Genomic DNA, 22,913 nt, shown 5'->3' with positions numbered 1-22,913 from the left:
AGGTGTGAGCTGGGTCATTGACCGTATTGGCGGCCATGTGTCCACGATGAGTGGAAATTTTCGCCACCAAGGAAAAGCGGCTCGCATGACTATGCATGTGCACGTCCGCCTCATTCAAAGCCTCACCGCCTCGGAACATGGGGAACTGGTGGAATTCTCCTCCTGCCGATGCGGGGCCACCTGGCTCAATACCTATCCGGCAGAGGGCACCGGCGCCGGCGCGGATACCGATGCGGACGCCGACACCGAATAGGGCGCAGCGATCGCCAGGGCCTGCTGACTGACGAGCGGCCACGGCAGCGGTGGTGGACTGGGTCGGCCGGGCGAACAATGGACGGAGTTCCGCGCTCACCCGCCCGGGCCGTTCCCGCAGGCAGGCGGGCGCATGAGGCCAGGGAGGCAGCGCCGATGCCGTTGCGCTGGGACGCGTTCTTGTCGGCCGTGCGGGAACGAGGCGAATATCCGTCACGACAGGAGACCGAGCGCGCGGCCAGAGTCGTACTCGCTCTCCTGGGCGCACACATCGTGGGCAACGAGCGATCCGAGCTGGCCGCCCGGTTGCCGGAGGAATGCGCCCTCGTGCTGCTCAATCCGCTTCCCGCCGCCGAGCCGCTCGGACCGGACCGATTTGTGCGGGCGACGGCCGCGTGGATCGATGGATCCTCCGAGGAAACCGCCAAATGGGATGTCGGCGCGGTCCTCAGCATTGTGGCCGAGGCCGCCGGCGAGGAACTGATGCGGCGCGTTCTGCTCCAACTCCCCCCGGGGTACGACCTGCTGTTCGGTCACCCGGGATCGGCGTGACCGCCTTTCGGTCAGGCGAAAAGAGAAAGTCGCCGCCCGGAGCGCCGATTCCGGACGGCAATTCCCTTCCTTGTCCAAGGTCTTGGCGGCGCATGCCCGCGCCTCGGCCGATCGGGTGACGTGCCGCCGCCATTGGGGCGGTCTAGACGCCCGGTAACGCAACTGCCCGATACCGAAGGCCGCGATGCCGGCAGTTATCCATATATTGCATATGGTCGTTTTCGATCTGTCGGGCCGCGGCCGCTGCCCGTGGAGCGCCAACGGTGAGCCTCGTGCGCCCGGGCGCGCGCTGCCACATTCATACTCCGCGGCCTTCCCGCGGCACCACATCCAACTCTCTGCTGGGCCGGCCCCGGCCGTCCGCAGGAAGGAGCACGGGACAATGAAGCGTCAGCACACGAGCGGGCTGCACACCCTGGCGGCCGGCTCGGCGATTGTCTCCGGGGTGCTGATCCTGACGGCCTGCGGCTCGGACAACGGCTCCGGCCAGAACGTGTCCACGGCCAAGCCCACCACCTCCGCGGGCGCCGGCGGCATCGCGTGCGGCAAATCGGCCACCTTGCAGGGTTCCGGCTCGACCGCCCAGCAGTACGCGATGCAGCTGTGGATCAAGAACTACACGCGGGCCTGTCCCGGCACCAAGATCACGTACAACGCCACCGGCTCCGGATCGGGCCAGAAGGATTTCCTCCAGGGCAAAACCGCATTCGCCGGCTCCGATTCCCCGCTGAACGCCGAACAGATCACCCAGTCCAAGAGTGTCTGTCCCGGGGGCGGCCATGCCGTCCATCTGCCGATGGTCGGCGGCCCCATCGCCATCACCTACAACCTGCCGGGCGTCACCAGACTGATCCTTGACGCCCCCTCACTCGCCAAGATCTTCAACGCACAGATCACCATGTGGAACGACCCGGCGATCGCGAAACTCAACCCCGGAGTCAAACTGCCGTCGATGCCCATCAAGGCGAGCCACCGCTCCGACTCCTCCGGCACGACGGACAACTTCACCTCCTATCTGAGCGAGGTGGCACCGAGCGACTGGCCTTACCCGCACAGCAAGGAATGGAAGGCCAAAGGCAGCGCGACCGCCGAAAAGTCCGCGGGCCTCGCCGACTACGTGAAACAGAACCGGGGCGCGATCGGCTATGTCGAGCTCACATACGCGCTCGCCCGCAGGATTCCCACGGTCGCGATCGCCACCGGCGCCTCCTCCCCCGTCGACGCCAATGTGCTCTCCTCCTCCAAGGCGATCTCCGAATCCAAGCCCACCGGCAGTGGCGAGGACCTCGTGCTGAAGCTCAACTACGCGACCAAGGCCACCGGCTCGTACCCCATCAACGCCGTCACCTACGAAATCGTCTGCGACAAGGGCAACAAGCCCGAGACCTGGCCCGCCACCAAAGCGTTCCTCACGTTCATGGCCAGCAAGAAGGGCCAGGAAGAGCTGAGTTTCCAGGGGTATGCGACGCTTCCGGCCACTGTGGTGAACAAGGTCCGGAGCAACGTCGGAAAGCTCTCCTGAAGCCGGCCGCTATTTGACCGCTCCCATCGACAGGCCCTGGACCAGTTTGTCCTGGGCGGCGAATCCGGCGAGGAGAACCGGCAGGGACACCACGACGGCCGCGGCACAGACCTGGGCCAGGAAAAGGCCCTGGCTGGTGACGAAGCCAGTCAGGAAGACCGGCGCGGTGATGGACCGGACGCCGGTGAGGACACGGGCGAACAGCATCTCGTTCCAGCTGAAGATGAAGCAGATGAGAGAGGTGGCGGCGATACCGGGAGCGGCCAGCGGGATGACGATCCGGCGGAGGACGGTGGGGAGTCCGGCACCGTCGATGGCTGCCGCCTCAAGGATATCGATGGGAATCTCGGCGAGGAACGAGCGCATCATCCACACCGCGATCGGCAGATTCATCGCGGTGTAAAGGACGGCCATGAGCCAGATGTTGTCCAGCAGTCCGGTGTTCTTGGCGACGAGATAGACCGGCAGCAGGCCCGCGACCGCGGGGAGCATCTTCGTGGAGAGAAAGAAGAACATCGCGTCCGACCACTTGCGTACCGGTTTGACCGACAGGGCGTACGCCGCCGGGATCGCGAACACGAGGACGAGTGCGGTCGACCCGATGGCGGCGCTGGCGGAATTGGCCAGCGCGGGCCAGGGGCTGGTCCCCGTGGAGGTCCCGAAGAACTCCCGATAGCCCTCCAGGGTCAGCGGAGCGGTGACGGATGGGGGGTTGGTCGCGGCGTCCGCCTCGCTGTGGAAGGAGGTGAGGACCATCCATACGACGGGGAGGAAGAAGAGGAGTCCGGTGGCCCAGGCGGCCAGGCCCCACATCACGCCCGGGCGACGGTTCGCCCCTCGGCGGGAGCGGCCTCGGCGCGATCGCTCCGCCGATTTCGTGCCGGTGCTCATGACTGCTCCTGACGCAGGAGTGTGGAGACCAGGCGCAGCGCCAGAACGGCGATGACGATGGTGCCGAGGAGAACGATGACACCGGCCGCGGACGCCTGACCGTAGTCATGCGCCTGGTAGAAGCTCTGGTAGATGGTGTAGGGCAGGTTCGCGGTGCCCAGGCCGCCGGAGGTGATGGTGAAGACCGCGTCGAAGTTCTGCACGATGTAGATGGATCCGAGCAGCGCGGCCAGTTCGAGATATCTGCGCAGATGAGGCAGGGTCAGATAGCGGAAGATCTGCCAGGCGTCGGCTCCGTCCACCCGAGCGGCCTCGACCGCCTCCAGGGAACGGCTCTGCAGGCCGGCGAGCAGGATCAGCGTCATGAACGGTGTCCACTGCCAGATCAGGGCGACCACGATGGACGCCAGTGGTGCCTGGGTGATCCAGTCCGGCTGCGGCGGGTGCTGGCCGCCGAACAGCGCCCAGATCCACGTCAACAGGCCGTTGAGCAGCCCGTATTCGGGGTTGTAGAGCGCGTGTTTCCAGAGCAGCGCGGCGGCGACGGGAACGACCAGGAACGGTGCGATGAGCATGGTGCGCACCACCCTCCGGCCGCGGAACCTCCGGTCGAGGAGGAGGGCCGCTCCCAGGCCGATCACCAGGCTGAACAGCACCACGCCGACGGTGAGCCGGACGGTGGTGAGCACGGAGGAGCGCAGGGCCGGTTCGCTGAACACCTGGGCGTAGTTTCCGAACCCCGTGAACCCCTGCTCACCCGGCCGCAGGGCGTTCCAGTCCATGAAGGAGATCACCACGGTCGCGACGAACGGCAGCTGAGTGACGACCACCATGAACAGCAGGGCCGGCAGCAGCGGGGCGCGTCTGGCCCAGGGCCGGCGCGGGCGCCGGACTCGCCGAGCCGGTGCGGAGAGGGGGCCGGCGTCGGGGCTTGCCTTGTCCATGTGGGCGGTACTCATTTCGGGCCGGGAGGTACGGCGAATCAGGAGTTCAGAGGTTCAGGGATGCGAGGTAGGCGGATCAGTCCTTCCGATATCTTTCGGCGACGTCCTCCGCGAGCTTCTGCGCCTTGTCGAGGGCCTCGGGCACCGAGATACGTCCCGCGATGGCGGAGGCGACTTCCTGGGAGGCCCTGGTCCCCAGGTCCGGGAATTCCGGGATGTCGACGAACTGGATGCCGATGGTCGGGCGGGGCTGTACGCCGGGGTCTTTCGGGTCGGCGCCGGCGATGGCGTCCCTGGTGGCCTGATAGAAGGCGGCCGCGGTCTTCTGGTAGTCGGGGTTGGTGTAGGTCGAGTTGCGTTTGCCGGCCGGTACCCGCGCCCAGCCCAGTGTGGTCCCGACGAGTTTTTCGTAGCCCTTGCCCGAGGCCCAGGCGATGAACTTCGCCGCGTTGTCCTGGTGCCTGCTCGCGTTCTGGATTCCCCAGGCCCACGAATAGAGCCATCCGGAGTCCTTGGTCTTGTTCACCGGAGCCATGACATAGCCGACCTTGCCGGCGACGGGTGAGTCCTTGCTTTCCAGGAGCCCGGCGGCCGAAGTGGCGTCGTACCACATGGCGGTCTTGCCGTGCTGGAAGCTGCTGAGGCACTCCGCGAATCCGGCCTGTGCGGCGCCGGGCTCTCCGTGCTTCCTGACCAGATCGACGTACATCTTCGTCGCCTCGGTGAAGCCCTTGCCGTTCACCTGAGCCTGCCAGTCCTTGGTGAACCACGTTCCGCCGTAGGTGTTCACCACCGTGGTCAGCGGGGCGATCACCTCGCCCCAGCCGGGCATTCCGCGCAGACAGATGCCTTTCATGCCCGGCCTCGCGCCGTCCGCTTCGGCCGCGAGAGCGGCGGCCTGCTGCCAGGTCGGGTGCTTCGGCATGTTCAGCCCTTCGCTTTTGAAGACGTCCTTGCGATACATCAGGAACGAGGACTCGCCGTAGAAGGGCTCGGCGTAGAGCTTTCCGTCATCCCCGGTCAACCCCTCCTGAATGGGGGTGAGGATGTCGCGCTGGTCGAAGGAGGGGTCCTTGGCGACGGTGTCGTCCAGCGGGGCGAGCCAGCCGTACTTTCCGTAGATGGGCGCCTCGAAGTTGCTGATCGATGCCACGTCATAGGTGCCCGCCTGGCTGGAGAACTCCTGACTGATCTTGTCGCGTACGTCGTTCTCCGGCAGGACGGTGTAATTCACCTTGATGCCGGTCTGCCGGGTGAAGTGACTTCGGGTCAGCTTTTGCAGATCGAGCATCTGGGGGTTGTTCACCATGAGTACGTTCACCGTGCCGCCGTCCCCGCCCGTGGCTCCGCCATGGCCCCATCCGGCGCAGGCGGTGAGCAGCACGGCGGAGGCGCAGACCCAGGCGGCAAGTTCCCTGGTGCGCCCCCTGGACTTCCCGGTTCCGGTGGCCCCCGTCCGCCGTCTCCCACCGGTCCTTCGGTATCTCGCGTTCAACGGGAATGCTCGTTTCTGGACGGAATTCGGGAGGTGTATTTTTCCGTCTCCGTCAGACGAGCAGGTGCTCCGCCACGGCCGTGTCCGTGACAATTCCGTTGAACAGCCCGGTCTTCAGGGCAGCGGCGGTCGCGGTGGCCCGCTCCACGCCGTCGGCGAGGAGAATCACGTCGGGCACCCGGCGCAGTTCCTCGAAGCTGATGGCGATGATCCGTTCGCTCAGTTCCGGGGCGACCACCTGCCCCTCGGCGTCGATGAGCCGGCCGGACACCTCGGCGCACGCTCCCTGCCGCCGATAGTCCTCGCGCTCGGCTTCGCCGAGTGCGTCGTAGACGGTGGAGAGCCCCGGGCCCCATCCGCCGACGGTGATGACGGCCTTGGTGACCTGGCTGAACCGGCTGACCGCTTCGACGATGCCCGGCTGCCGGCGCAGCATCCGGGCTGTCTCGCCGTCAGGCAGCAGGTGCGGCGCGTAGATGGGGTAGGCGACGCCTCTGGCCACCGCGGCGGCGCGGCGCACCGCTTCCACGGCGTTGGCGTCGACGGGCCGCAGCGGGGTCACGCCGCACAGTTGCACGACGGTGCACCGGGCCAGGCTGGTCAGTTCGGGGCCGAGCGCCTCGATCTCGGGGCCCCAGATGAGTCCGAGGACATCGCCTTCGGTGACGATCTCGGCGAGCAGGTCCGCGGCGACGGAGCCGAGTCTACGGGTGATCACGGCGGCGCCGCCCGGGTCGTCGGCCTGCGAGTTGAACACCAGGGAGTGGCTCAGGCCGTACCGGGTGCGCAGCGCGTCGGAGCGTTCGGCGTCCAATTCGGCGGGCAGGCGGATTTCCAGCCGGATCAAGCCGTCGCGGACAGCGGATTCCAGCGTCCGGGCCACTTTGAAGCGGCTGATTCCGAACTCCTCCGCTATCTCGGTCTTGGATTTGCCCTCCAGATAGAACCGTCGGGCCATGGCGGCCGTATGCACCAGTTCCTCGGGGCCTGTGTGGTGCGCGCGGGCTCCGCCCCTTGTCCTTTGACGCGTACTCATCCGACTCTCACCACCCGTTCTCCGGGAATGTCCGCCCGTCGGTTTGCGGATACGTCAGCCCGCGAGGGCTTCGGGTACGCGGGAGAGGGCGGCGCGGACCCATTTTCCGCCGTCGGGATCGAGGCCGCAGGTCCAGGACTCGGCGAGTGCCGCGATGATCAGGAGCCCGCGTCCGCAGTCGTCGTCCCGTCCGGGCGTGCGCTGGACGGGCAGGATCGCCGACCCGTCGTACACCTCGATATGGAGCACATCGGGGCGCAGTGCCAGCCGCAGCGTGAAATGCGGTTCCGGGCCCCGCTGACCGCGACCGCATTCGGCCGGCAGCAGATCGGCGGCGCCGTGCCGGATCGCATTGGTGACCAGTTCGGAGACGACCAGAACAGCGGCTTCGATGAGTTCCTCGCCCTCGCCCCACCGGCGCAGCGATTCCTTGGTGAAAGCCCGCGTCCGAGCGGCCGCCGGCAGGAAGGCCTGCAATTCGAGCGAGGCGCAGGCGACTTCGACATCAGGGGGGACGGCGATTTCCGCCACAACTGTCATTTCATCGGCCCTTCAAGCAAGTGCGCGATCGACCCTTGAGGCTGCCGGGGCCTCAAGGCGGTTCCCCCCGATCCGGTGCCGTACGGAGGCGTCCGTACTGCAACTTTTACTCAAGTGAGCACATACAACTCATATGTGTATTTGTTCTTCCATTAAAGATCGTCGCAAGGCGATGTCAATAGATTGAAGGCACCGCCGGCCAACTTTTTCGAAAAACGAGCGGCTAATGCTCGGATGAGCAGATCCGACCCGGCTTTCGTTACGGTGCGCAGCCGGTAGGGGACGTCCGGGTACTCCCGTTGGGCGCGATGGCGAGGATGGCGACGTCGTCGTGGAAGGCGTGGGTGTGGCGGGGCAGGTCGGTGTTGAGGAAGTCGATGACGTCGGCGGGGCCGGGGGCGGGCCGGTCGGTGAAGCGGTGGCGGAGCCGGTCGAGGAGCGGGTAGAAGGCGCCGGTGTGGTCGCGGGCTTCGATCAGTCCGTCGGTGCAGAGCAGGAGGACGTCGCCGGGGGTGAAGCGGTGGGTGCGGGCGACGGGGCGATCCGCGGCGAGGTCGCCCAGGCCGAGCGGGAGGGCGGGCGGCCCGGTCATGGCCGTCACCTCGCCGCGGGAGATCAGCACCGGCTCGATGTGCCCATGGTTGATGACCGTCAGTTGGTGGGCCAGGGCGTCGTACTCGATCAGGGCGGCGGTCACGAACAGCTCGTCGTCGGGGATTTCCTCGGCCTCGCGGGTCAGGCACCGTTCCATGCGCGCGGCGACGGCCGTCAGATCCCCCCGGTCGTGGGCGGCCTCGCGGAAGCTGCCGAGGATGTCGGCCACCGTGCGCACCGCCGTCAGTCCCTTGCCGCGGACGTCGCCGATGATGGCGCGCTCGCCGGCCTTGGTGGCACGGATGTCGTAGAGGTCGCCGCCGACCATCGTGCCGACCTCGCCGGACCGGTAGAGACCGGCCGCCAGCAGATGCCCGACCTGGTGCGGCACCGGCCGCAGCAGGGTACGCATCAGGGCTTCGGCCACCGAGTTGACGCGTACCAGGTCCCGTTCCTGGCGGTGACGGTGCGCGGCCAGCGCCACACCGAGCAGGCCGACGAGGCCGGTGGCGATGTAGGCGGCGACGTGGTGGGTTTCCCAGAGTTGGTGGAGGTTGTGGCCCGTGCAGCACGGTGTGCCGGCCACGACGCCCTCCATCACGATGGCGAAGACCGTGACCGCGGCGACGCTCACGGGACCGAGGGCGTACGCGGCGATCACGGGCAGCGCGATGAGCAGGAAGCTCACCGCCCACCCCGTGGGCGTCACGGTCTCCAGGAGCAGGACGAAGACGAAGTAGCAGGCCGGCAGCCAGCGCATCCACGCGGGCCGGGCAGGCGTCTCGAAGCCGTTGTCGCCCGCGGTCGCGGTGAGTCTGCCGGCCGGGCGGCGGTCCGGCCGGCTCACCGTGCGTCCCGGGGTCGGCTCCGGCTCGGCGGCGGCCTCCGCAGAAAGATCCACTCACGCGACCTGTACACACAGGCTCCTGACACAACCGTGATCAAAGGCCACAGCCTGACGCAGCCGTACGGCCGGCACGGCCATTAGGCCGTCGGCGGCGTGTCATCCGGGCTGTGTGACCCGCCCGCCGCGAGCTTGACCAACCGCCGCCAGTTCACGGGCCGCTTCGTCCGGGGCACACCGGGCCGGTGCCTCGGCACCCGTACGCGCAGGGCCCCCGGCTCGATGCGGCAGTGCACCGGCGTCGGCAGGATGAGCGCCTCGCCGTCCACACCGACCGGGATCTCGGGCTCGTCGGCGTCGACGACCAGCTCGTGGGCGGTGAGCGCGGTGAGGCCGCCGGCGTGCTGGCCGCGCAGCAGGCCGGCCGCCTGCGCCGCGTTGTCGACCTTGACGCCGAGTACCCCCAGCACACCGGAATCCAGCCGTTCGCGGCGCCCCATTCCGGCCTGGTCGCCCATCCGGTACGGATTGTTGCTGACCAGTACGGCCTGCGGCCCCTCGATGGCGACGTCCGTGGCACGCACGGTCAGGCGGGGGCCGCTCTGGTGGGTCAGCAGATCGGGCAGCAGCTGAAGCGTGGTGTGGACCTTGTCGTTGCGGTAGGCGGGGCTCTGCACCACGGCCGCGTAAGCGCCGAACGAAGCGTTGTTGACGAACGGGCGATCACCGATGAAGCCCAGGTCGACGCGGAGTTCGATGCCGTCGGAGAGGGCGTCCAGGCAGGTCGAGGGGTCGTCCCGGTCCAGGCCGAGATCGAGGGCGAAGTGGTTGCGGGTGCCGGCCGAGATCACCATGTACGGCATGCCGTGTTCCGCGGCCACGCCGGCGACCAGGGCCTGGGTGCCGTCACCGCCCGCGACGCCGAGCAGGTCGGCACCTTCGTCGACGGCCCGGCGGGCGAGCGGGACGACGTCCTGCGGATGGGCGGGATCGAGCAGCAGGACCTCGGCACCGAGTGCCTCGGCCTTCGCCGCCAGGCCGAATCTCCCGACCTTTCCGCCGCCCGACCGGGGATTCATGATGAGGAACGGGCGTCTGGGGGTGGCGATCCGGAACTCCGGAGTACGCGCGGGCTGGATGTCCACACCGAGCGCGGCGCCGCCCGCGGACACCGCGACCGCCCACAGCGCGACGGTGACGATGACGACCCAGAGCAGTCCGACGAGCGCGTACAGCACCAACACGGCCACCGGCGCGATCACCGCCGCCGCGAACGCCAGCACCCTGCCCAGACCGCGGCGGGTCAGCCCCCACCACACACAGGCCGCACAGACCACCAGCCCGCCCGCCCCGAAGGCCACCAGGGTGACGCTCTTGAGTCCGGCGAACAGCAACAGCACCACGACAGCCGCGATCACGGCGACGAACGCCAGTCGCGCCGACCAGCGCTGTGCCGCGGTGCCACGCGCGCCCGTGGCACGAGAGCCGGAGACGGTGCCCGTGGGTCTGTTCTCAGGACCGCCCGAAGGTCTGTCCATACGGCCATTGCACAGCCGTCGGGCGGGAAGCGCATCATCTTCCGGGTGGGCCCGCCGTCGATGCCCGACCAGCCCCTTGATGCGCCGTACGCATCACCGCCGGGGCGGCACCCGGACACCGCCCGCCGCCTCGCACCACTGTCCGTAGCGCCTGGCCACGGCAACCGCCGACATACCGTGCGCGAGCACGCTGAGACCGACCGTCACCGCGACCACCCTGCCCACCAGCACGACGCCGGGGACATGTTCCTCCACCACCAACAACCCGAAGACGAGGGAGGCCAGACCGCGCGGGCCGAACCAGCCGATGTACGCGACGGTGGGCGCACGCAGCCCGGTCCCGATCAGCGAGAGGGCAACCGGCAGCATTCTGACGACGGTGAGGCTGAGCACCGCGTAGCCGACGATCCGCCAGCTGAGATGTTCCAGCGCCGGACCGAGCAGCACCGCCCCGAAGACCAGAAAGCTCATCGCGGCCAGCAGATCGGCGATGGTCTCGGCGAGTTCGGCGGGCCGGGCCGCCTTTTCCGTCTCGGGCGGGGAGCCGGTCCGCAGGGCGGCCGAGAAGGCGAAGCCGGCGATCCAGGCGGCGATGAACCCGCTGCCGTCCGTGGTGTCCGCCAGCGTGTACGCGCCGGCGGCGACCATCGGCACAAAGACCTGAAGCCAGCCGTCGGCCACCCAGCCCCTGGCGCGCGACCACCGCAGCAGCCACCCGCCGCACCACCCGACGGCCGCGCCCCACACGAAGCTGAGGAGCAGCGCACGCCAGAAGATGCCCGCCGCTCCCTCTTCGGCGGCCTTCGTCCCGGGCACCGACGCGAGGAAGAGGACGAAGAACGGCAGCACCAGGCCGTCGTTGAGGCCGCTCTCGACGTTGAGGCCCTGGCGTACGAGCGGCGGCACATGACGGTCGGCGAAGGCGGTCTTGCCCACGACGGCGTCGGTGGGCGCGAGGATGGCGGCCACCAGCCCGAGCTCCCCCGCCGTCAGGCCGGGCAGCAGGGGCCAGGCCAGCAGCCAGCCCGCGGCGAGCGTCAACGGCAGTCCGATGGCCAGCAGGCGGGCGGGCAGAAACCCACCACTGCGCAGGTCCCGTCGGCGTACGGCCATCGCATCGGTGAAGAGGGCCAGCGTCAGGGCGGTCTCGGCGAGCAGCAGCACCGGGCCGGCGTCGTGCTCCAGGTCGAGCAGTCCGAGCCCGGCCGGCCCGATGAGCACCCCGAAGCCGACGAACCACATCGCGGCGGTGAGGGGCGTGGCGGCGAGCCGCTGTGAGCACAGTGCGTAGCCGGCGGTGACGGTGGCCACCGCGGCGCCCGTCCACGCGCCACCGCTCATTCCCCGCTCGTTTCCCACTCATTGGATCGTCCGGAATCCGCAATACGTCATAGTGATGCGCCGCCCGGTCTCCGCCCGGCACCGACACCCGCAGGTACTCCGTTTCGCGATCGCCGCTGGAACACCGATGTGAAATGGTAGAAATTCCGCGAAAAGCATCACTGCAAGAGGAGAGCGGAAGGAGACGACATGTCATCGAAGCGGCGCCGTAAGAAGAAGGCACGCCGTAAGGGAGCCAATCACGGTAAGCGGCCTCAGTGCTGAGCGGCTGAATGGCCGAAGCGGGACGCACACACCGCGTCCCGCTATGGCGACCGGCGCGTCACCTCACAGCTGATGCCGTTCGGTCACCGCCCCGGCCCCGTTCAGGACCGTACGTACGGCGCGCGGCACGAAGTCCTTCTCGACGGGAAGTTGACGGAGTACGACGCGAAGCCAGGCGGCTCCGGCCAGCAGGTCGACCAGGAGCATCGGGTCGGTGTCCGCCGCGAGTTCGCCGCGGGCGACGGCGCGGTCGAAGACGGGCTGCTCGCGGCCCATCCGTTCGGCGAAGAACTCCCTTACGTGACCGGCCAGTTCGGGGCTGTGGGTGACCGCGCCCAGCGTCGCGACGGCGATGTCGGAGGCCGGCGGTGCGGTGAGGAGGGTGACGATGGTGTGCAGCAGGGCTTCCAGGTCGCCCTGGAGGCTGCCGGTGTCGGGCGGTTCGAGGTCGAGTTGGCGGGCGCCGGTGAGCGCGGCGCCGAGCAGAGCTCCCTTGGAGGGCCACCAGCGGTAGATGGTGGTCTTGTTGACCTGGGATCGCTGGGCGACCCCCTCGACGGTCAGGCCCTCGTACCCCTTCTCCGCGAGCAGATCCAGCGTGGCGTCGAAGATGTCCTGCGACTTGCGCGGGCCGGCGGTCCCACCGCCGGGCCGTTCGCGGTTCCGCGCTCCGTATCGCTCGCCTTGTCGCTGCCCGTCCCGTCGCTCGCTCATGAGGCGAAGACTAACGAAGACCCACTCCAGAACACAACGCAACGTTGCGTTGCATTTGGGTGTAGCGTGCCGGGCATGGACCCCACAGCGCCCCACGATGAAGCCCCACCGCCCATCGTTTTCGTGCACGGCATGCGCGTGAGCGGCACGATGTGGCATCCCGTGATCGAGCACATCGGCAACCGTCATCCCACGGCGGCACCCGACTTGCCGGGCCATGGCGCCCGGCGCGGCGAGCCGTTCACGATGGCCGGCGCGGTGCGGGCGGTCGACGGAGCCATCGACGCGCTGGGCGGACGGGCACTGGTCGTAGGACTGTCCCTGGGCGGCTATGTCTCCATAGCCACCGCCGCGAGCCACCCCGACCGGGTTCTGGGCGTGGTGGCGATGGGCTGTACGTCACTGCCGCGCGGGCTGTTCGGTGCCGCCTTCCGCGGCGCGGGCCGGGCGGCGGCCGCGTGTCCCGAGGCGGCCAATCGGCTCAGCGCGTTCGGATTCCGTCGCACCCTCCCCAGGCCGACGGCCGAGGCCATGATCTCGGGGGGCCTTGCCAGCGAGGTGATACCGGGCGTCGTCGACGCGGTTGCCGACATGAACCCGCTGGCCTCGCTCGCGGCGTATCCGGGACCGGTATGGCTGGTGAACGGCGGACGCGACCACTTCCGCCGTCACGAACGCCTCTTCCTCCGGGCCTGCCGCGACGGCCGCCTCGCCGTCCGGCCGGGGTGCGGGCACGTCACCAGCCTGTCCGACACGGCGGCTGTCGCCCGTACGGTGCTGGATGCGGCGGCCGTGGTCAGGGCGGGCGTGGACCGCGTCCCGACGCCGGAGGGCGCTGCGGACCGGGCACGGGCCCTGGAGGCCGGTCGATGACCGCGCGAGCGTCTGGCGGCCGGCCGGCCCATGACCGCGCCAGGGTGTGGAGCGTTGAGGAATCGCTGGAGATTCCCCGTCCGCCGGATGCCGTCTACGCGGCGCTCGCGGACATCCGGCGGATGAAGGAGTGGAGTCCGGAGGTCTTCTGGGTGTGGTCGCGCGGAACCCGCTTCGTGGGCTTCAACCGGAAGGCGCTGTGGTTCTGGTTCACCACCTGCCGGATCGTCATCGCCGACCCGGGCCGGGAGTTCGCCTTCGACGTCAGCACCTTCGGTATGCCTGTGGCGCGTTGGGGCTACCGTCTGACGCCGGTGGGAGAAGGCACGCTGGTCACCGAGTACTGGGTGGACCATCGGCGGCACGGCTGGCGCCGCTGGGGCGCCGAGACGCTGGGGCTGTTCTTCACGGGAACCCCGGCGGCCCGGCGCGCCGCGCACAACCGCGACAGCATGCGCGCGACGCTGCACCGGCTGCGTGCTCGGTGCGGTCGCTGAGGGCTGCCTGCTGAGGCGGGGGGTGCTTCAGGAGCTGAGGTGATACTGCATCCAGGGCTGTGCCGACGCCGCCACCGGCGGTGGTTCCTCATAGGGAGGCGCGAACTGTCCCCACGCGGCCAGTGCCTGATCCCAGTCCGTCGGCACCGCCGTCACCTCCGCCACGGCCTCCACCGACGGCGTCCCCGTGGAGTACCAGGCCGAGGGCACGGCCTGGGCCGACGACACCGCGCCCCAACTCCCCGGCTGCTGGGCGGGGATGGAGCACTCCGCCTCATGCGACTCGTTGGTGCTCTTCCGATGGCGCCCCCCGTACCCCTCCTGCACCGGACCGGAGGGCAACCGTCCCTGAGCCGACAACTGCTGCGCACGCGCCACCAACCGCGACAGATCTAGACCCAACTCCGCGGCCAGCTCCCGCAGATCCACGCCCGTCTGCCAACTCCCCACCAGCACCGCATCCACCGCGGCGGACACGCTCGGCTCCCCCACGACGCCACCGGAGGTCGCGCCGACCCCCTCACTCACACCCGAAGGCGACGCCACGTCCTCGTCCTCGTCATCCTCATCCACCGACTCCACGGGGGGCATCGCGGGCGGAGCCGTCGCGGCGGCCAACAGATCATCCGCCACCGCCCGCGCGTCCTCCTTCCCCACCGTCCGACGCGCCACCCGCACCTCACGCTCACTCAACCCAAACAAATCAGCAACCGCCCCCGTACTCCCCACCGTCACCGCAAAAGCCGCCAACACCCGCAACCGATCCGCCTGCGCCTCATCCAACCGCGCCTGCGCCTCCCTCACCCGCTCATCCCCCACACAAAACGCCTCCGCCAAAACCGCATGACGACCCCACAACTCTCTCGGCTCCATACCCACACAACACCCCCCACCCCCCACACGAAACCCAGCCACCCACCAAACACCACGAACGCACCCATCCACCCACAACCCGACAATCACCCAAGATCAACGATCGCCAGCCACACCCGCATCACACACCTCACGCAGGCACCCCAGCCCCAGCCCCGCCCACGCGCTGCGCTTCGCCGCAACGAGTGCCATCCTGGATCACGCCACGGCGGGGAAACCGACCGCCGCTCCCCCTCCTCGGAGTGTCTGCATGTCTTCCTTGCGGCGCCTGGTAGTCCTCCGACACGCCAAGTCGGCACGCCCGCCGGACGTGGCGGACCACGAGCGGCCCCTGGCGCCCCGGGGCCGCCGTGACGCGCCGGCCGCCGGACGCTGGCTGCGCGATGCGGACTGGCTGCCCGAGCTCGTCCTCTGCTCCACGTCCCAGCGCACCCGGGAGACCTGGGACCTGGCCGCCGCGCAACTGGGTACCCCGCCCCCGGCGCGATATGAGCCCGCCCTCTACGCGGCGACCGTCCCGGAGCTGCTTACCGCCGTGCGCGAAGTCCCCGCGCATGTCCATACGTTGCTGCTGATAGGGCACAATCCGAGCACCCAGGACCTGGTGCTGACCCTCGCCGGTGACGGGCTCGGCGACGCCCTCCCCCGCACCCAGGAGTCCTTTCCCACCTCCGCGATAGCGGTACTGACCTGGTACGGAACCTGGCAGGCCATCGAACCGGGCAAGGCGCTGCTGACCGAGATGGTGGTGCCGCGCGGGAAGAAGTGAGGGCGGCTCGGGCCGTTACGCCGAGGAGCGCGCCGAGGTGCGCCGCTCCAGGATCGCCAGGGCCTGTCGGGCCCACCGGATGTTCTCCTGCTCGAATGCGCGGCCGCGCATGAGGGTCAGATAGGGGCCGATGCGTTCGGCCTTGGCGAGATGTTCCTCCTCGGTCCGCCCGTCGAGGAGACGCGCGCGGATCCGGTCGTAGCGGGCCAGTTTCGCCCGCGCCCACTCCATCCGCTCGGCGATCGCCGCTTTGACGGCCTCGGCGTCGCCCTGGTCCACGGCCTGCACCTTGACCAGGAGTTCGTCGCGGATCGCCCCGGGTTTGGGGGGCTCCGCGGTGAAGTCGTACAGCGCGCGCAGCCCCGCCTCGGTGAGCGAGAACAGCCGTTTGTTGGGGCGGCGTTCCTGCTGGACGACCCTGGCCTCGATCAGGCCGTCGGACTCCATGCGGTCGAGTTCCCGGTAGAGCTGCTGCGGGGTCGCCATCCAGAAGTTGGCCACCGACGCGTCGAAGCCCTTGGAGAGGTCGTAGCCGGACGCCTCGCCTTCCAGGAGTGCGGCCAGGACCGCGTTACGCAATGCCACCTCGTCATCGTATGGCCTCTGAAGGGAGGGCTGTGGACACCCGGCTCGGCGCCTACTACTCTCCAGTACACCTACTCAACAAATTGAGTATATGAGCCGAGTGAGCTGATCAGAAAGGCGGCGGGATGCCTTCCTTCCGTGCGGCCGTAGAGGCCCGTGATACCGAGGCGATCGAGGCCCTTCTGGCGGAGAACGTCGTGTTCACCAGTCCGGTCGCTTTCAAGCCCTATCCGGGCAAGGCGATCACCGCGGCGTTCCTGCGCGGCGTGATGCGCGTCTTCACCGACTTCCACTACGTCCGGGAGATCGCCGGTCCGGATGGCCGCGACCATGCGCTGGTCTTCAAGGCGAAGGTCGGCGATCGGGAGATCAACGGCTGCGACTTCCTGCACTTCGACGACAACGGCCTGATCGACGAGTTCACGGTCATGGTCCGTCCGCTGTCGGCGACCCAGGCCCTGGGCGAGGCGATGGGCGCGCAGTTCGAGCGGATCCAGCGCGAGGCCCTGGAAGCGATGGGGGCGACCGAAGCGAGGTAGGAAACCCGGCGAGGGGCGATGTCCGGCGGGCGCCGGCCGGGGACGCACGCACCCGTCGCGGGAGTCGGGCGGGTCAGCGCGGGTCGGTCCCGGTCACCGGCAGTCCGGCCCGGACGGCGGCGTCGAAGTCGTCGTCGACGGCGACCACACTGCGGTCGACGGCGTCCAGCAGGGAAGCGCCGATCGCGGCGCGCATCCCGCTGGCGCAGTGCACCCACACCACGCCGGGCGGCACCTCGTCGATACGGCCGTGCAGCCGGTGGATGGGGATGTGCACCGAACCGTCGATGTATCCGCCGGAGCGTTCCGCGTCGCGGCGGACATCCAGCACCACCATGTCGTCACCGTCCGCGCGGGCGGCCGCGAGCGCGGCGAAGGTGGCACGCGGGAAGGACCGCAGCTTCTCGCCCGCGCGGATCCAGGCGTCCGGGGCGCCGGTGGCCGCGGCGGCCGGACGGTCGATACCCACCCGGGTCAGCTCCCGCTGCGCGTCGGCGACCTGTCCGGGCGTCTCGCCCAGCAGCGTGACGGGCTTACCCCAGGGGATCAGCCACGCAAGGTAGGTGGCGAGCTTGCCCGCGCCCTCGAAGTTGAACGATCCGGCGACATGGCCGTCCGCGAACGCAACGCGATTGCGCAGGTCCACGACCCATTCCCCGGCCGCGAGCCGGGCCGCGATCTGCTCGGCGTCGGCGGGTCGCGGCTCGGTCAGGTCAACCGGCGCGGGCCCCGCGGCGTTGGCCGGTCCCATGTGTGCGTAGTAGGCCGGCACGTCCTCAAGACCGGCGAGCATCTCGGTGACGAAGGTGTCGACGTCCTTCGTCAGCGCGTCGTTGTTTCGTCGCTCGACGCCGATGGTGGTGGCTTTCCAGCCGGCTCCGCCGCCCTCGCCGTCCCTCGCCTCCCCTCCACCTGGCCCCGAGGAGCAGAAACTGCCGAATCCGTGCGTGGGCAGCACCGCCGCCTCGTCGTCGAGCTCGTCGGCGAGACGGTGTGCGGAGGCGTACTGGGCGCGTGCCAGCTGTTCGGTCAACCGCGGCTCGACGAGGTCGGGCCGCCCGACGGTGCCGATCAGCAACGACCCGCCCGTGAACACCGCCCTTCCCCGGCCCTCCTCCTCCAGGACGTACGAGAGGTGGTGCGGTGTGTGGCCGGGCGTGGCCACCGCCCGCAACACCAGCCCCGTGTCCAGCGCCACGGTGTCCCCGTCGGCGACCGGCGTCCGGGCGAAGGACACGGAGGCGCCGGCCGGCACCAGATAGCGGGCTCCGCTGAGCCGGGCCAGCGCCAGCCCGCCGGTGATGTAGTCGTTGTGCAGGTGGGTCTCCGCCACGTACGCGATCCGCACCCCGTGCCGGACGGCGGCCGCGATGACCTGATCGATGTCCCGCGGCGGATCCACCGCGACCGCGGTGGCATGACCGCCGGCCAGGTAGCTGCGATTGCCCAGGCCCTCGAATTCCAGGGTGTCGACGAAAAACACCACTACGACTCCTTTTGTCACAGTTTACCCAGCGGGGTTTCGGCGACGCAGGATGAACGCATACCCGTGGCGGCAGGGGTGACGCTCCGGCAGGTGTTCGCGGACCCGGCGCAATGTGAGGCCGCTCCCGCCGCATCGCCGGCTCCCGCCACATACGGAACGTAGGGGTTCGCGGCCCCGATTGTGCACAGTGGAGCAGGCCCCCGTTGCCCGCCGCCCCTAGCCTCACTGCAACATCACCCACGAGGGGCGGTACCGGTGAACTGGCACATCCACGACTACCGCGAGAACGATCTCGCCGAAGTGGTCCACCTGATCGACTCCACGGCCGAACTCGGGCAGGAGTCGGTGTTCTCGCTCGCCGAATGCATCAGCGCACTGAGCTCCCGGCAGCCCGCCGTCGTGGCCGTTCACCAGGGTGTTCCCATCGGCACGGCGCTGGCCTGCGTGGCGGGTGAGCGGGGCTGGGTGATGCGTATCGCGATCTCCGCGGCGTGGCGGGGCCGGGGGCTGGCGAGCGCGCTGCTGGTGGAGCTGGAGCGGCGCCTGATCGCCGCCCGGGTGAGCCGTATCGCGTATGTGCTCCCCGAAGAGGACCTGCTCGGCGAGGGCCTGCTCAATGCGGGTTATACGAGGCAGCCGGCCGTGGCCTACTTCGAGAAGGTCGAGCCGCACCACGGCCCTTCGGCAAGTCTCCTGGAGGACCTCGGCGGACGGTTCCTGCCCACCGACCTGTGGGCCAAGGTGGCCGGCATGGAAGCGGAGAAGGACCTGATCGAACGGCGTGTCGTGCTGCCGCTGGCGGAGCCGGAGCGAGCCGCCAGGCACGGCGTACGGCCGCCGCGTGCGATCGCCCTGTTCGGTCCGCCCGGGACCGGGAAGACGACCTTCGCGCGGGGTATCGCTGCCAGGCTCGGCTGGCCGTTCGTCGAACTGCTTCCGTCCAGGCTGGCCGACGAGGGCAACCTCGCGGCGGCGCTGCGCAGCGCGTTCGCCCGGATCGCGGAGCTGGAGCGGGTGCTCGTCTTCATCGACGAGGTCGAGGAGATCGCCCCGGTGCGCAGCGAGTCCGCCCAGCCCGGTGGGCTGCACGGCGTGACCAATGAACTGCTCAAGCTGATACCTGGATTCCGTGAGCGGGACGAACGGCTGCTGGTGTGCGCGACCAACTCCATCCGCTCGCTCGATCCGGCGTTTCTGCGCCCCGGCCGGTTCGACTACCTGATCCCGATCGGTACGCCGGATGCGGCCGCCCGGTCGGCGATCTGGTCCCGGTACACGGACGGCCGGGCCGATGTGGATGTGGCGGCGCTGGTGGCGGCCAGCGAGTTGTTCACCCCTGCGGACATCGAGCATGCGGCCCGGGTGGCCGCCCAGGCCTCGTTCGAGCGGGACCTCGAGTCGATCGGCGTCGGCGCGGGCGTCCAGGGACGACTCGGGGCGGGCACCGAGGACTACCTGGCCGCGATCGCCCAGAGCCGGCCGACCGTCACACCGGCGATGATCGACGAGTTCGGCGCGGACATCACGGCCCACGCACGCTGCTGACATACACGAAGGGCCGGCTCGGACAGCCCACGCCGACGGCCCACGCGAATTGCCCACGCGAGCATCCCGCGACACGCAGAGAGTTCACCGAAGCAGCGCCGAACTCCCCCAGTAGGCCAATATGTCTGCTCTGACTCGGCGTCATGATCTCCGCCTGCCTTGCGATCGGCATTCACCGCGGGAAACGTGACGAAGGGATCTCCCGAGTGCGTCCAGGAAAGGCAATGGCAGGGCAGCAGCTATGACTGACAGCGACCTGGGAAATCTGCTCGGCGACCTGCTTGGCGGCAGCCACAGCCGATCGGCCGGCAGTCTCCTCGCGTCCCTCCTTCGGACCATCGGCAGCGACGGCGGCGGAAACCCGCTCAGCGGCCTGCTCCAGCAACTCCATGACGGCGGTCTCGGCGAGAAATCCGAGTCCTGGGTGGGCACCGGCCAGAACCAGCCCATCAGCGGCGTGGAACTCGCACAGGCTCTGCCGTACCAGACCCTGGAGCACGTCGCGCACCAGGCGGATATCTCTCCGGAGCATGCCGCCGATCAGCTCGCCCAGGCAATTCCGAACGTCGTCGACAAGCTCACTCCCCAGGGCGAGGTTCCGCAGTTGTCGCTGGAAGACCTGCTCGGCCAGCAGAACGCCGGATAGGGGCCGGCCGGCCGCCGCTCGGATATCCGTGGGGCGGTTGCTCGGCCGTCTACCGAAGAGAGGCGAGGGTCGCGGGCGCGTAGCCGAACTGAGCGGGTACGTTCACGCCCAGCGTGCGGGCCATCGGCACCATCACCGCGACGTGGTGAACGGCGTGATGGGAGACGAACAGCAACTCCCGGCTCGCGGTGGAGCGGGTACGGGCCACAGAACCGTCCGAGTCGACGACGCTGATCACCTCCACAGGACGGTCCAGGGAGCGTGCTGCGAGACCACACACCTGTGACCGGACTTCCGCGAGCCGGGCGAGCGCGAAACTCCGATCGGTCTCCAGCGCGGTGCCGCGTACCCGCCTGTCGTATTCGACCGTGCCGGTGTCGACACCGTCCAGAATCGCGGTGTAGTGGTCCACGCAGTGACGTACATGGCTGGCGATGCTGCTGGCTCCTTGGGGCCGGTGCACATACTGCGCGTCGGTGAGTATGCCGACCAGTTCCCGCAACTCGTGCAGTTGTGTGGCCGCGCATTCCGTCACCGTGACAGTGTGCTCTCTCAATTGGCATGCTCGCTTTCCGCGTTACGGTCTCCTGATTCCCGCCGGGAGCGGGCGCCGGCCGTTGCGCCCCTGGCCGGGATCGCCACCGTAGCGGCCGGTGCCGCCGACTCACCGGACCGAAGTGACGGGACGTCACCCGAAGGGGCGCATCCGGAGCGCCCCGGCGGCAGGAGTGTCGGACGGTGCGGTACATGCCAGCAGCCGCCGCGATGCGAGCGTGTGCGGGTGGCGCGGGCCGAGGGTGTGCTCGCGGGCCGGAATCAGGGTGCGCAGCATCGCGGCGGCATCGTCAGGGCGGCCCGCGGCGTATGTCCACCGGGCCAGTTCATGCCAGGTCTCCAGCGTCCGATGGTGGCGTGGCCCCTGAATCTGTCGTCGGATTTCGAGCAGCTCCCGCAGCCTTGCCTGCGCCTCGTCGATACCGCCCGTCTCGCCGGTCCAGCGGGCGAGTTCATGCCGGGTGGACAGGGCGTGCGGATGCTCGTCGCCGAGCACGTCCTCGCGAAGGGGCAGGAGGTCTTCGAGCATGTCGCGGGCTTCGGCCGGGCGTCCGGCCGCACCGGTCCAGCGGGCGACTTCGTGCCGCGTCCTCAGCGTTCCCGGATCACGCGGACCCGCGAGCCCATCGCGTAGCGTAAGCAACTTGCGCAGCATGGCAGCAGCTCGGTCGGGGGCGCCCGCCGCGCCGATCAGGACCGCGGCCCCATTGCGTGTGACGAGCGTGTCGGGATGTTCCGGGCCGAGTACGCGTTCCTGGCCGGCGAGTGCCGCAAGGCGCAGCCGGGCGCCCTCGGCCGGGTCGCCGCTCTCGCCGACGAAGTAGCCGAGACTGTCCAGGGTGTAGAGCGTGTCGGGGTGGTCGCTGCCCTGGATCCGCTCGCGCGTCACCAGCAGGTCGCGAAGTGTGGCGACCGCGTCCGCCAGGCGTCCGGCGTCGCCGGTCCACAGTCCCAGCCCGTCGCGCACTGCCAGGGTCTCCTCGTGTTCGGCCCCCCACGCCCGCTCGTAGAGGGGTAAGAGTCCCTCGAACAGGGCGGCCGCGGCACGATGATCACCGCTCTTGCCGACATGCTGCGCATTGTCACGCCGCCGGCGAAGGTCGTCGAGGAGCCCAACGGCTTCCTTCCCTCGCGTCATGGTTGAGGTCTCCTTCGCGGCCGTCTGCGCGGTATCGAGTCCGGACGTGGTGTGCTGTCGTGCGGATGTGTTGCGGGCGGTCGTGCGCATGCGGGGCGGGGGGCGTGCGGGATGCGTTGCAGGCCGTGGGTGCGGGGCGACGTTCCGTGGCCTCCCGTGGGTACGACCAGCCGCCCGTGATGCAGATACCCGTCGGGCCTACGCCTCCAACTGCCTTTCCCGGGCGGCACCTGAAGCAACACGAGGCCCGTGACGCTAACGCCACGGGCCTCGGCCGCAGACCAACTGCACCTGCGTAAAAACAGTCCCCGGTAGTCCACCCGCCACCATCTACCTCAGTCGTCGCTGAGGCTCCGGTTCGAGGGGCTTCCCGGGGGCCTAGCCAGAGCCAGACCAAGGGTCTCTTGCCGACAAACGTCTTCGTCGGCGGTGTGGCTCTCCGGTTGTCTGGTGTATTGCCCATTTTCCTCACATATCGGCCGCAGTCAAGCCTTTCTTAGCAAAACGGACACTTGATGGAAGGGCGGCGGCAGCAGGCCTTGATCGAGTCGGCCGAAGTCGGTCGATCGGCTCTCGACCGGGTAGTCCGAACCGTTCACGTCCACGCTCCGCGTCCGCACACCATGCGCGGCCCTCCGGCCCGGCTCCTGGGCGATCCGCCGGACAAGGGCGTCACGAGGGTGGACCTCTCGTAGATCACACGCGACTCGTAGATCACACGCGGCTGGTAGATCACACGCGGTTGCACGCACCCGACGGGCCGTCCCTCGCAGGAGTGAAGATTCGGCGCGGCATGCGCATCTGCCGAGGTTCCAGGCGTCAAGTTCCTTCGTGGATCACCTTTCCGCGGGCGATCCACGAAGAACCGAGGAGAAGGGAA

At 69.1% G+C, this 22,913-nt stretch carries 24 protein-coding genes; 10 read left to right on the top strand and 14 right to left on the bottom strand.

All coding sequences use genetic code 11. The features are described 5' to 3' along the window. The first annotated feature begins 85 nt into the window (after positions 1-85). The 3 genes from FCH28_RS38335 (at position 86) to pstS (ending at position 2,326) form a co-directional block, all read left to right on the top strand. Positions 86-253, top strand: a complete 168-nt coding sequence (locus FCH28_RS38335) for a hypothetical protein (protein WP_169314283.1) — start codon at positions 86-88, stop codon at positions 251-253. A gap of 155 nt (positions 254-408) precedes the next feature. After that, positions 409-804 (top strand): DUF2267 domain-containing protein, encoded by a 396-nt coding sequence (locus FCH28_RS29995; protein WP_136743324.1) that lies wholly within the window; start codon positions 409-411, stop codon positions 802-804. 382 nt (positions 805-1,186) lie between these two features. Next, positions 1,187-2,326, top strand: coding sequence for a phosphate ABC transporter substrate-binding protein PstS (gene pstS / locus FCH28_RS29990; protein ID WP_136743323.1), 1,140 nt, complete (start codon positions 1,187-1,189; stop codon positions 2,324-2,326). Between the two features lie 9 nt (positions 2,327-2,335). Here pstS and FCH28_RS29985 read toward each other — a convergent pair whose 3' ends face one another. The 8 genes from FCH28_RS29985 to FCH28_RS29950 form a co-directional block, all read right to left on the bottom strand. Further along, on the bottom strand, positions 2,336-3,217 hold the full coding sequence (locus FCH28_RS29985) for a carbohydrate ABC transporter permease (protein WP_136743322.1): 882 nt from the start codon (positions 3,215-3,217) through the stop codon (positions 2,336-2,338). Then, positions 3,214-4,161 carry a carbohydrate ABC transporter permease gene (locus FCH28_RS29980; RefSeq protein ID WP_136743321.1) on the bottom strand — a complete coding sequence of 316 codons (948 nt, stop codon included), beginning with the start codon at positions 4,159-4,161 and terminating at the stop codon, positions 3,214-3,216. The genes FCH28_RS29985 and FCH28_RS29980 overlap by 4 nt, the downstream gene beginning before the upstream one ends. Before the next feature lie 76 nt (positions 4,162-4,237). Next, a complete protein-coding gene (locus FCH28_RS29975) occupies positions 4,238-5,470 on the bottom strand; it encodes an ABC transporter substrate-binding protein (RefSeq protein ID WP_136743320.1) in 1,233 nt (410 codons plus the stop codon). A gap of 238 nt (positions 5,471-5,708) precedes the next feature. Further along, entirely contained in the window at positions 5,709-6,614 is a 906-nt protein-coding gene (locus tag FCH28_RS29970) for a sugar-binding transcriptional regulator (protein WP_246103355.1), read from the bottom strand. Positions 6,615-6,746: 132 nt separating this feature from the next. After that, positions 6,747-7,232: an ATP-binding protein gene (locus FCH28_RS29965; protein WP_136743318.1), complete on the bottom strand. Its 486-nt coding sequence runs from the start codon at positions 7,230-7,232 to the stop codon at positions 6,747-6,749. Between the two features lie 259 nt (positions 7,233-7,491). Then, positions 7,492-8,727 (bottom strand): PP2C family protein-serine/threonine phosphatase, encoded by a 1,236-nt coding sequence (locus tag FCH28_RS29960; RefSeq protein ID WP_246103354.1) that lies wholly within the window; start codon positions 8,725-8,727, stop codon positions 7,492-7,494. 83 nt (positions 8,728-8,810) lie between these two features. Continuing rightward, complete coding sequence (locus FCH28_RS29955) at positions 8,811-10,208, bottom strand: diacylglycerol/lipid kinase family protein (protein WP_136743317.1); 1,398 nt, start codon at positions 10,206-10,208, stop codon at positions 8,811-8,813. A gap of 93 nt (positions 10,209-10,301) precedes the next feature. Then, positions 10,302-11,549, bottom strand: a complete 1,248-nt coding sequence (locus tag FCH28_RS29950; protein ID WP_136743316.1) for a cation:proton antiporter — start codon at positions 11,547-11,549, stop codon at positions 10,302-10,304. A gap of 189 nt (positions 11,550-11,738) precedes the next feature. Between FCH28_RS29950 and FCH28_RS40220 the strand changes: the two genes are divergently transcribed. Beyond that, complete coding sequence (locus tag FCH28_RS40220; protein ID WP_464332458.1) at positions 11,739-11,813, top strand: hypothetical protein; 75 nt, start codon at positions 11,739-11,741, stop codon at positions 11,811-11,813. Between the two features lie 63 nt (positions 11,814-11,876). On the opposite strand, the gene FCH28_RS29945 is transcribed toward FCH28_RS40220, so the two are convergent. Next, complete coding sequence (locus tag FCH28_RS29945) at positions 11,877-12,527, bottom strand: TetR/AcrR family transcriptional regulator (RefSeq protein ID WP_136743315.1); 651 nt, start codon at positions 12,525-12,527, stop codon at positions 11,877-11,879. 75 nt (positions 12,528-12,602) lie between these two features. Between FCH28_RS29945 and FCH28_RS29940 the strand changes: the two genes are divergently transcribed. Together FCH28_RS29940 and FCH28_RS29935 are read left to right on the top strand one after the other, a co-directional pair. Next, positions 12,603-13,400 carry an alpha/beta fold hydrolase gene (locus tag FCH28_RS29940; RefSeq protein WP_136743314.1) on the top strand — a complete coding sequence of 266 codons (798 nt, stop codon included), beginning with the start codon at positions 12,603-12,605 and terminating at the stop codon, positions 13,398-13,400. After that, positions 13,397-13,897: an SRPBCC family protein gene (locus tag FCH28_RS29935; RefSeq protein WP_136743313.1), complete on the top strand. Its 501-nt coding sequence runs from the start codon at positions 13,397-13,399 to the stop codon at positions 13,895-13,897. The genes FCH28_RS29940 and FCH28_RS29935 overlap by 4 nt, the downstream gene beginning before the upstream one ends. A 27-nt stretch (positions 13,898-13,924) precedes the next feature. Here the strand turns inward: FCH28_RS29935 and FCH28_RS29930 are convergent, their stop codons facing one another. Then, the gene (locus FCH28_RS29930) at positions 13,925-14,680 is read right to left on the bottom strand and encodes a hypothetical protein (protein ID WP_425472032.1); all 756 of its coding nucleotides are present in this window, start codon (positions 14,678-14,680) and stop codon (positions 13,925-13,927) included. Between the two features lie 340 nt (positions 14,681-15,020). Here FCH28_RS29930 and FCH28_RS29925 point away from each other — a divergent pair, with 340 nt between their 5' ends. Continuing rightward, entirely contained in the window at positions 15,021-15,539 is a 519-nt protein-coding gene (locus FCH28_RS29925; protein WP_136743312.1) for a SixA phosphatase family protein, read from the top strand. Between the two features lie 15 nt (positions 15,540-15,554). Here the strand turns inward: FCH28_RS29925 and FCH28_RS29920 are convergent, their stop codons facing one another. Next, positions 15,555-16,124 (bottom strand): PadR family transcriptional regulator, encoded by a 570-nt coding sequence (locus FCH28_RS29920; RefSeq protein WP_136743311.1) that lies wholly within the window; start codon positions 16,122-16,124, stop codon positions 15,555-15,557. A gap of 125 nt (positions 16,125-16,249) precedes the next feature. On the opposite strand from FCH28_RS29920, the gene FCH28_RS29915 reads away from it, so the two are divergent. Then, on the top strand, positions 16,250-16,663 hold the full coding sequence (locus tag FCH28_RS29915; protein WP_136743310.1) for a nuclear transport factor 2 family protein: 414 nt from the start codon (positions 16,250-16,252) through the stop codon (positions 16,661-16,663). Between the two features lie 73 nt (positions 16,664-16,736). Here the strand turns inward: FCH28_RS29915 and FCH28_RS29910 are convergent, their stop codons facing one another. Continuing rightward, a complete protein-coding gene (locus FCH28_RS29910; RefSeq protein ID WP_136743431.1) occupies positions 16,737-18,146 on the bottom strand; it encodes an MBL fold metallo-hydrolase in 1,410 nt (469 codons plus the stop codon). 258 nt (positions 18,147-18,404) lie between these two features. Between FCH28_RS29910 and FCH28_RS29905 the strand changes: the two genes are divergently transcribed. Together FCH28_RS29905 and FCH28_RS29900 are read left to right on the top strand one after the other, a co-directional pair. After that, positions 18,405-19,694, top strand: coding sequence for an ATP-binding protein (locus FCH28_RS29905; protein ID WP_136743309.1), 1,290 nt, complete (start codon positions 18,405-18,407; stop codon positions 19,692-19,694). 241 nt (positions 19,695-19,935) lie between these two features. After that, positions 19,936-20,340: a YidB family protein gene (locus tag FCH28_RS29900; protein ID WP_136743308.1), complete on the top strand. Its 405-nt coding sequence runs from the start codon at positions 19,936-19,938 to the stop codon at positions 20,338-20,340. A gap of 49 nt (positions 20,341-20,389) precedes the next feature. Here FCH28_RS29900 and FCH28_RS29895 read toward each other — a convergent pair whose 3' ends face one another. Next, a complete protein-coding gene (locus FCH28_RS29895; RefSeq protein ID WP_169314282.1) occupies positions 20,390-20,875 on the bottom strand; it encodes a DinB family protein in 486 nt (161 codons plus the stop codon). 153 nt (positions 20,876-21,028) lie between these two features. Further along, positions 21,029-22,033: a tetratricopeptide repeat protein gene (locus FCH28_RS29890; RefSeq protein WP_169314281.1), complete on the bottom strand. Its 1,005-nt coding sequence runs from the start codon at positions 22,031-22,033 to the stop codon at positions 21,029-21,031. Positions 22,034-22,913: the final 880 nt, after the last annotated feature.

This window comes from Streptomyces piniterrae (genome assembly GCF_005048155.1).
Lineage (GTDB): Bacteria > Actinomycetota > Actinomycetes > Streptomycetales > Streptomycetaceae > Streptomyces > Streptomyces piniterrae.
This window is presented reverse-complemented; position numbering and strand designations above follow the sequence as displayed.

Bases quoted from the DNA above. Each gene is read 5' to 3' on its own strand.
- FCH28_RS38335 (WP_169314283.1), top strand. From the start codon at position 86: ATGACTATGCATGTGCACGTCCGCCTCATTCAAAGCCTCACCGCCTCG.
- FCH28_RS29995 (WP_136743324.1), top strand. From the start codon at position 409: ATGCCGTTGCGCTGGGACGCGTTCTTGTCGGCCGTGCGGGAACGAGGC.
- pstS (WP_136743323.1), top strand. From the start codon at position 1,187: ATGAAGCGTCAGCACACGAGCGGGCTGCACACCCTGGCGGCCGGCTCG.
- FCH28_RS29985 (WP_136743322.1), bottom strand. From the start codon at position 3,217: ATGAGCACCGGCACGAAATCGGCGGAGCGATCGCGCCGAGGCCGCTCC.
- FCH28_RS29980 (WP_136743321.1), bottom strand. From the start codon at position 4,161: ATGGACAAGGCAAGCCCCGACGCCGGCCCCCTCTCCGCACCGGCTCGG.
- FCH28_RS29975 (WP_136743320.1), bottom strand. From the start codon at position 5,470: ATGGTGAACAACCCCCAGATGCTCGATCTGCAAAAGCTGACCCGAAGT.
- FCH28_RS29970 (WP_246103355.1), bottom strand. From the start codon at position 6,614: ATGGCCCGACGGTTCTATCTGGAGGGCAAATCCAAGACCGAGATAGCG.
- FCH28_RS29965 (WP_136743318.1), bottom strand. From the start codon at position 7,232: ATGACAGTTGTGGCGGAAATCGCCGTCCCCCCTGATGTCGAAGTCGCC.
- FCH28_RS29955 (WP_136743317.1), bottom strand. From the start codon at position 10,208: ATGGACAGACCTTCGGGCGGTCCTGAGAACAGACCCACGGGCACCGTC.
- FCH28_RS29950 (WP_136743316.1), bottom strand. From the start codon at position 11,549: ATGAGCGGTGGCGCGTGGACGGGCGCCGCGGTGGCCACCGTCACCGCC.
- FCH28_RS29945 (WP_136743315.1), bottom strand. From the start codon at position 12,527: ATGAGCGAGCGACGGGACGGGCAGCGACAAGGCGAGCGATACGGAGCG.
- FCH28_RS29940 (WP_136743314.1), top strand. From the start codon at position 12,603: ATGGACCCCACAGCGCCCCACGATGAAGCCCCACCGCCCATCGTTTTC.
- FCH28_RS29935 (WP_136743313.1), top strand. From the start codon at position 13,397: ATGACCGCGCGAGCGTCTGGCGGCCGGCCGGCCCATGACCGCGCCAGG.
- FCH28_RS29925 (WP_136743312.1), top strand. From the start codon at position 15,021: ATGTCTTCCTTGCGGCGCCTGGTAGTCCTCCGACACGCCAAGTCGGCA.
- FCH28_RS29915 (WP_136743310.1), top strand. From the start codon at position 16,250: ATGCCTTCCTTCCGTGCGGCCGTAGAGGCCCGTGATACCGAGGCGATC.
- FCH28_RS29900 (WP_136743308.1), top strand. From the start codon at position 19,936: ATGACTGACAGCGACCTGGGAAATCTGCTCGGCGACCTGCTTGGCGGC.
- FCH28_RS29890 (WP_169314281.1), bottom strand. From the start codon at position 22,033: ATGACGCGAGGGAAGGAAGCCGTTGGGCTCCTCGACGACCTTCGCCGG.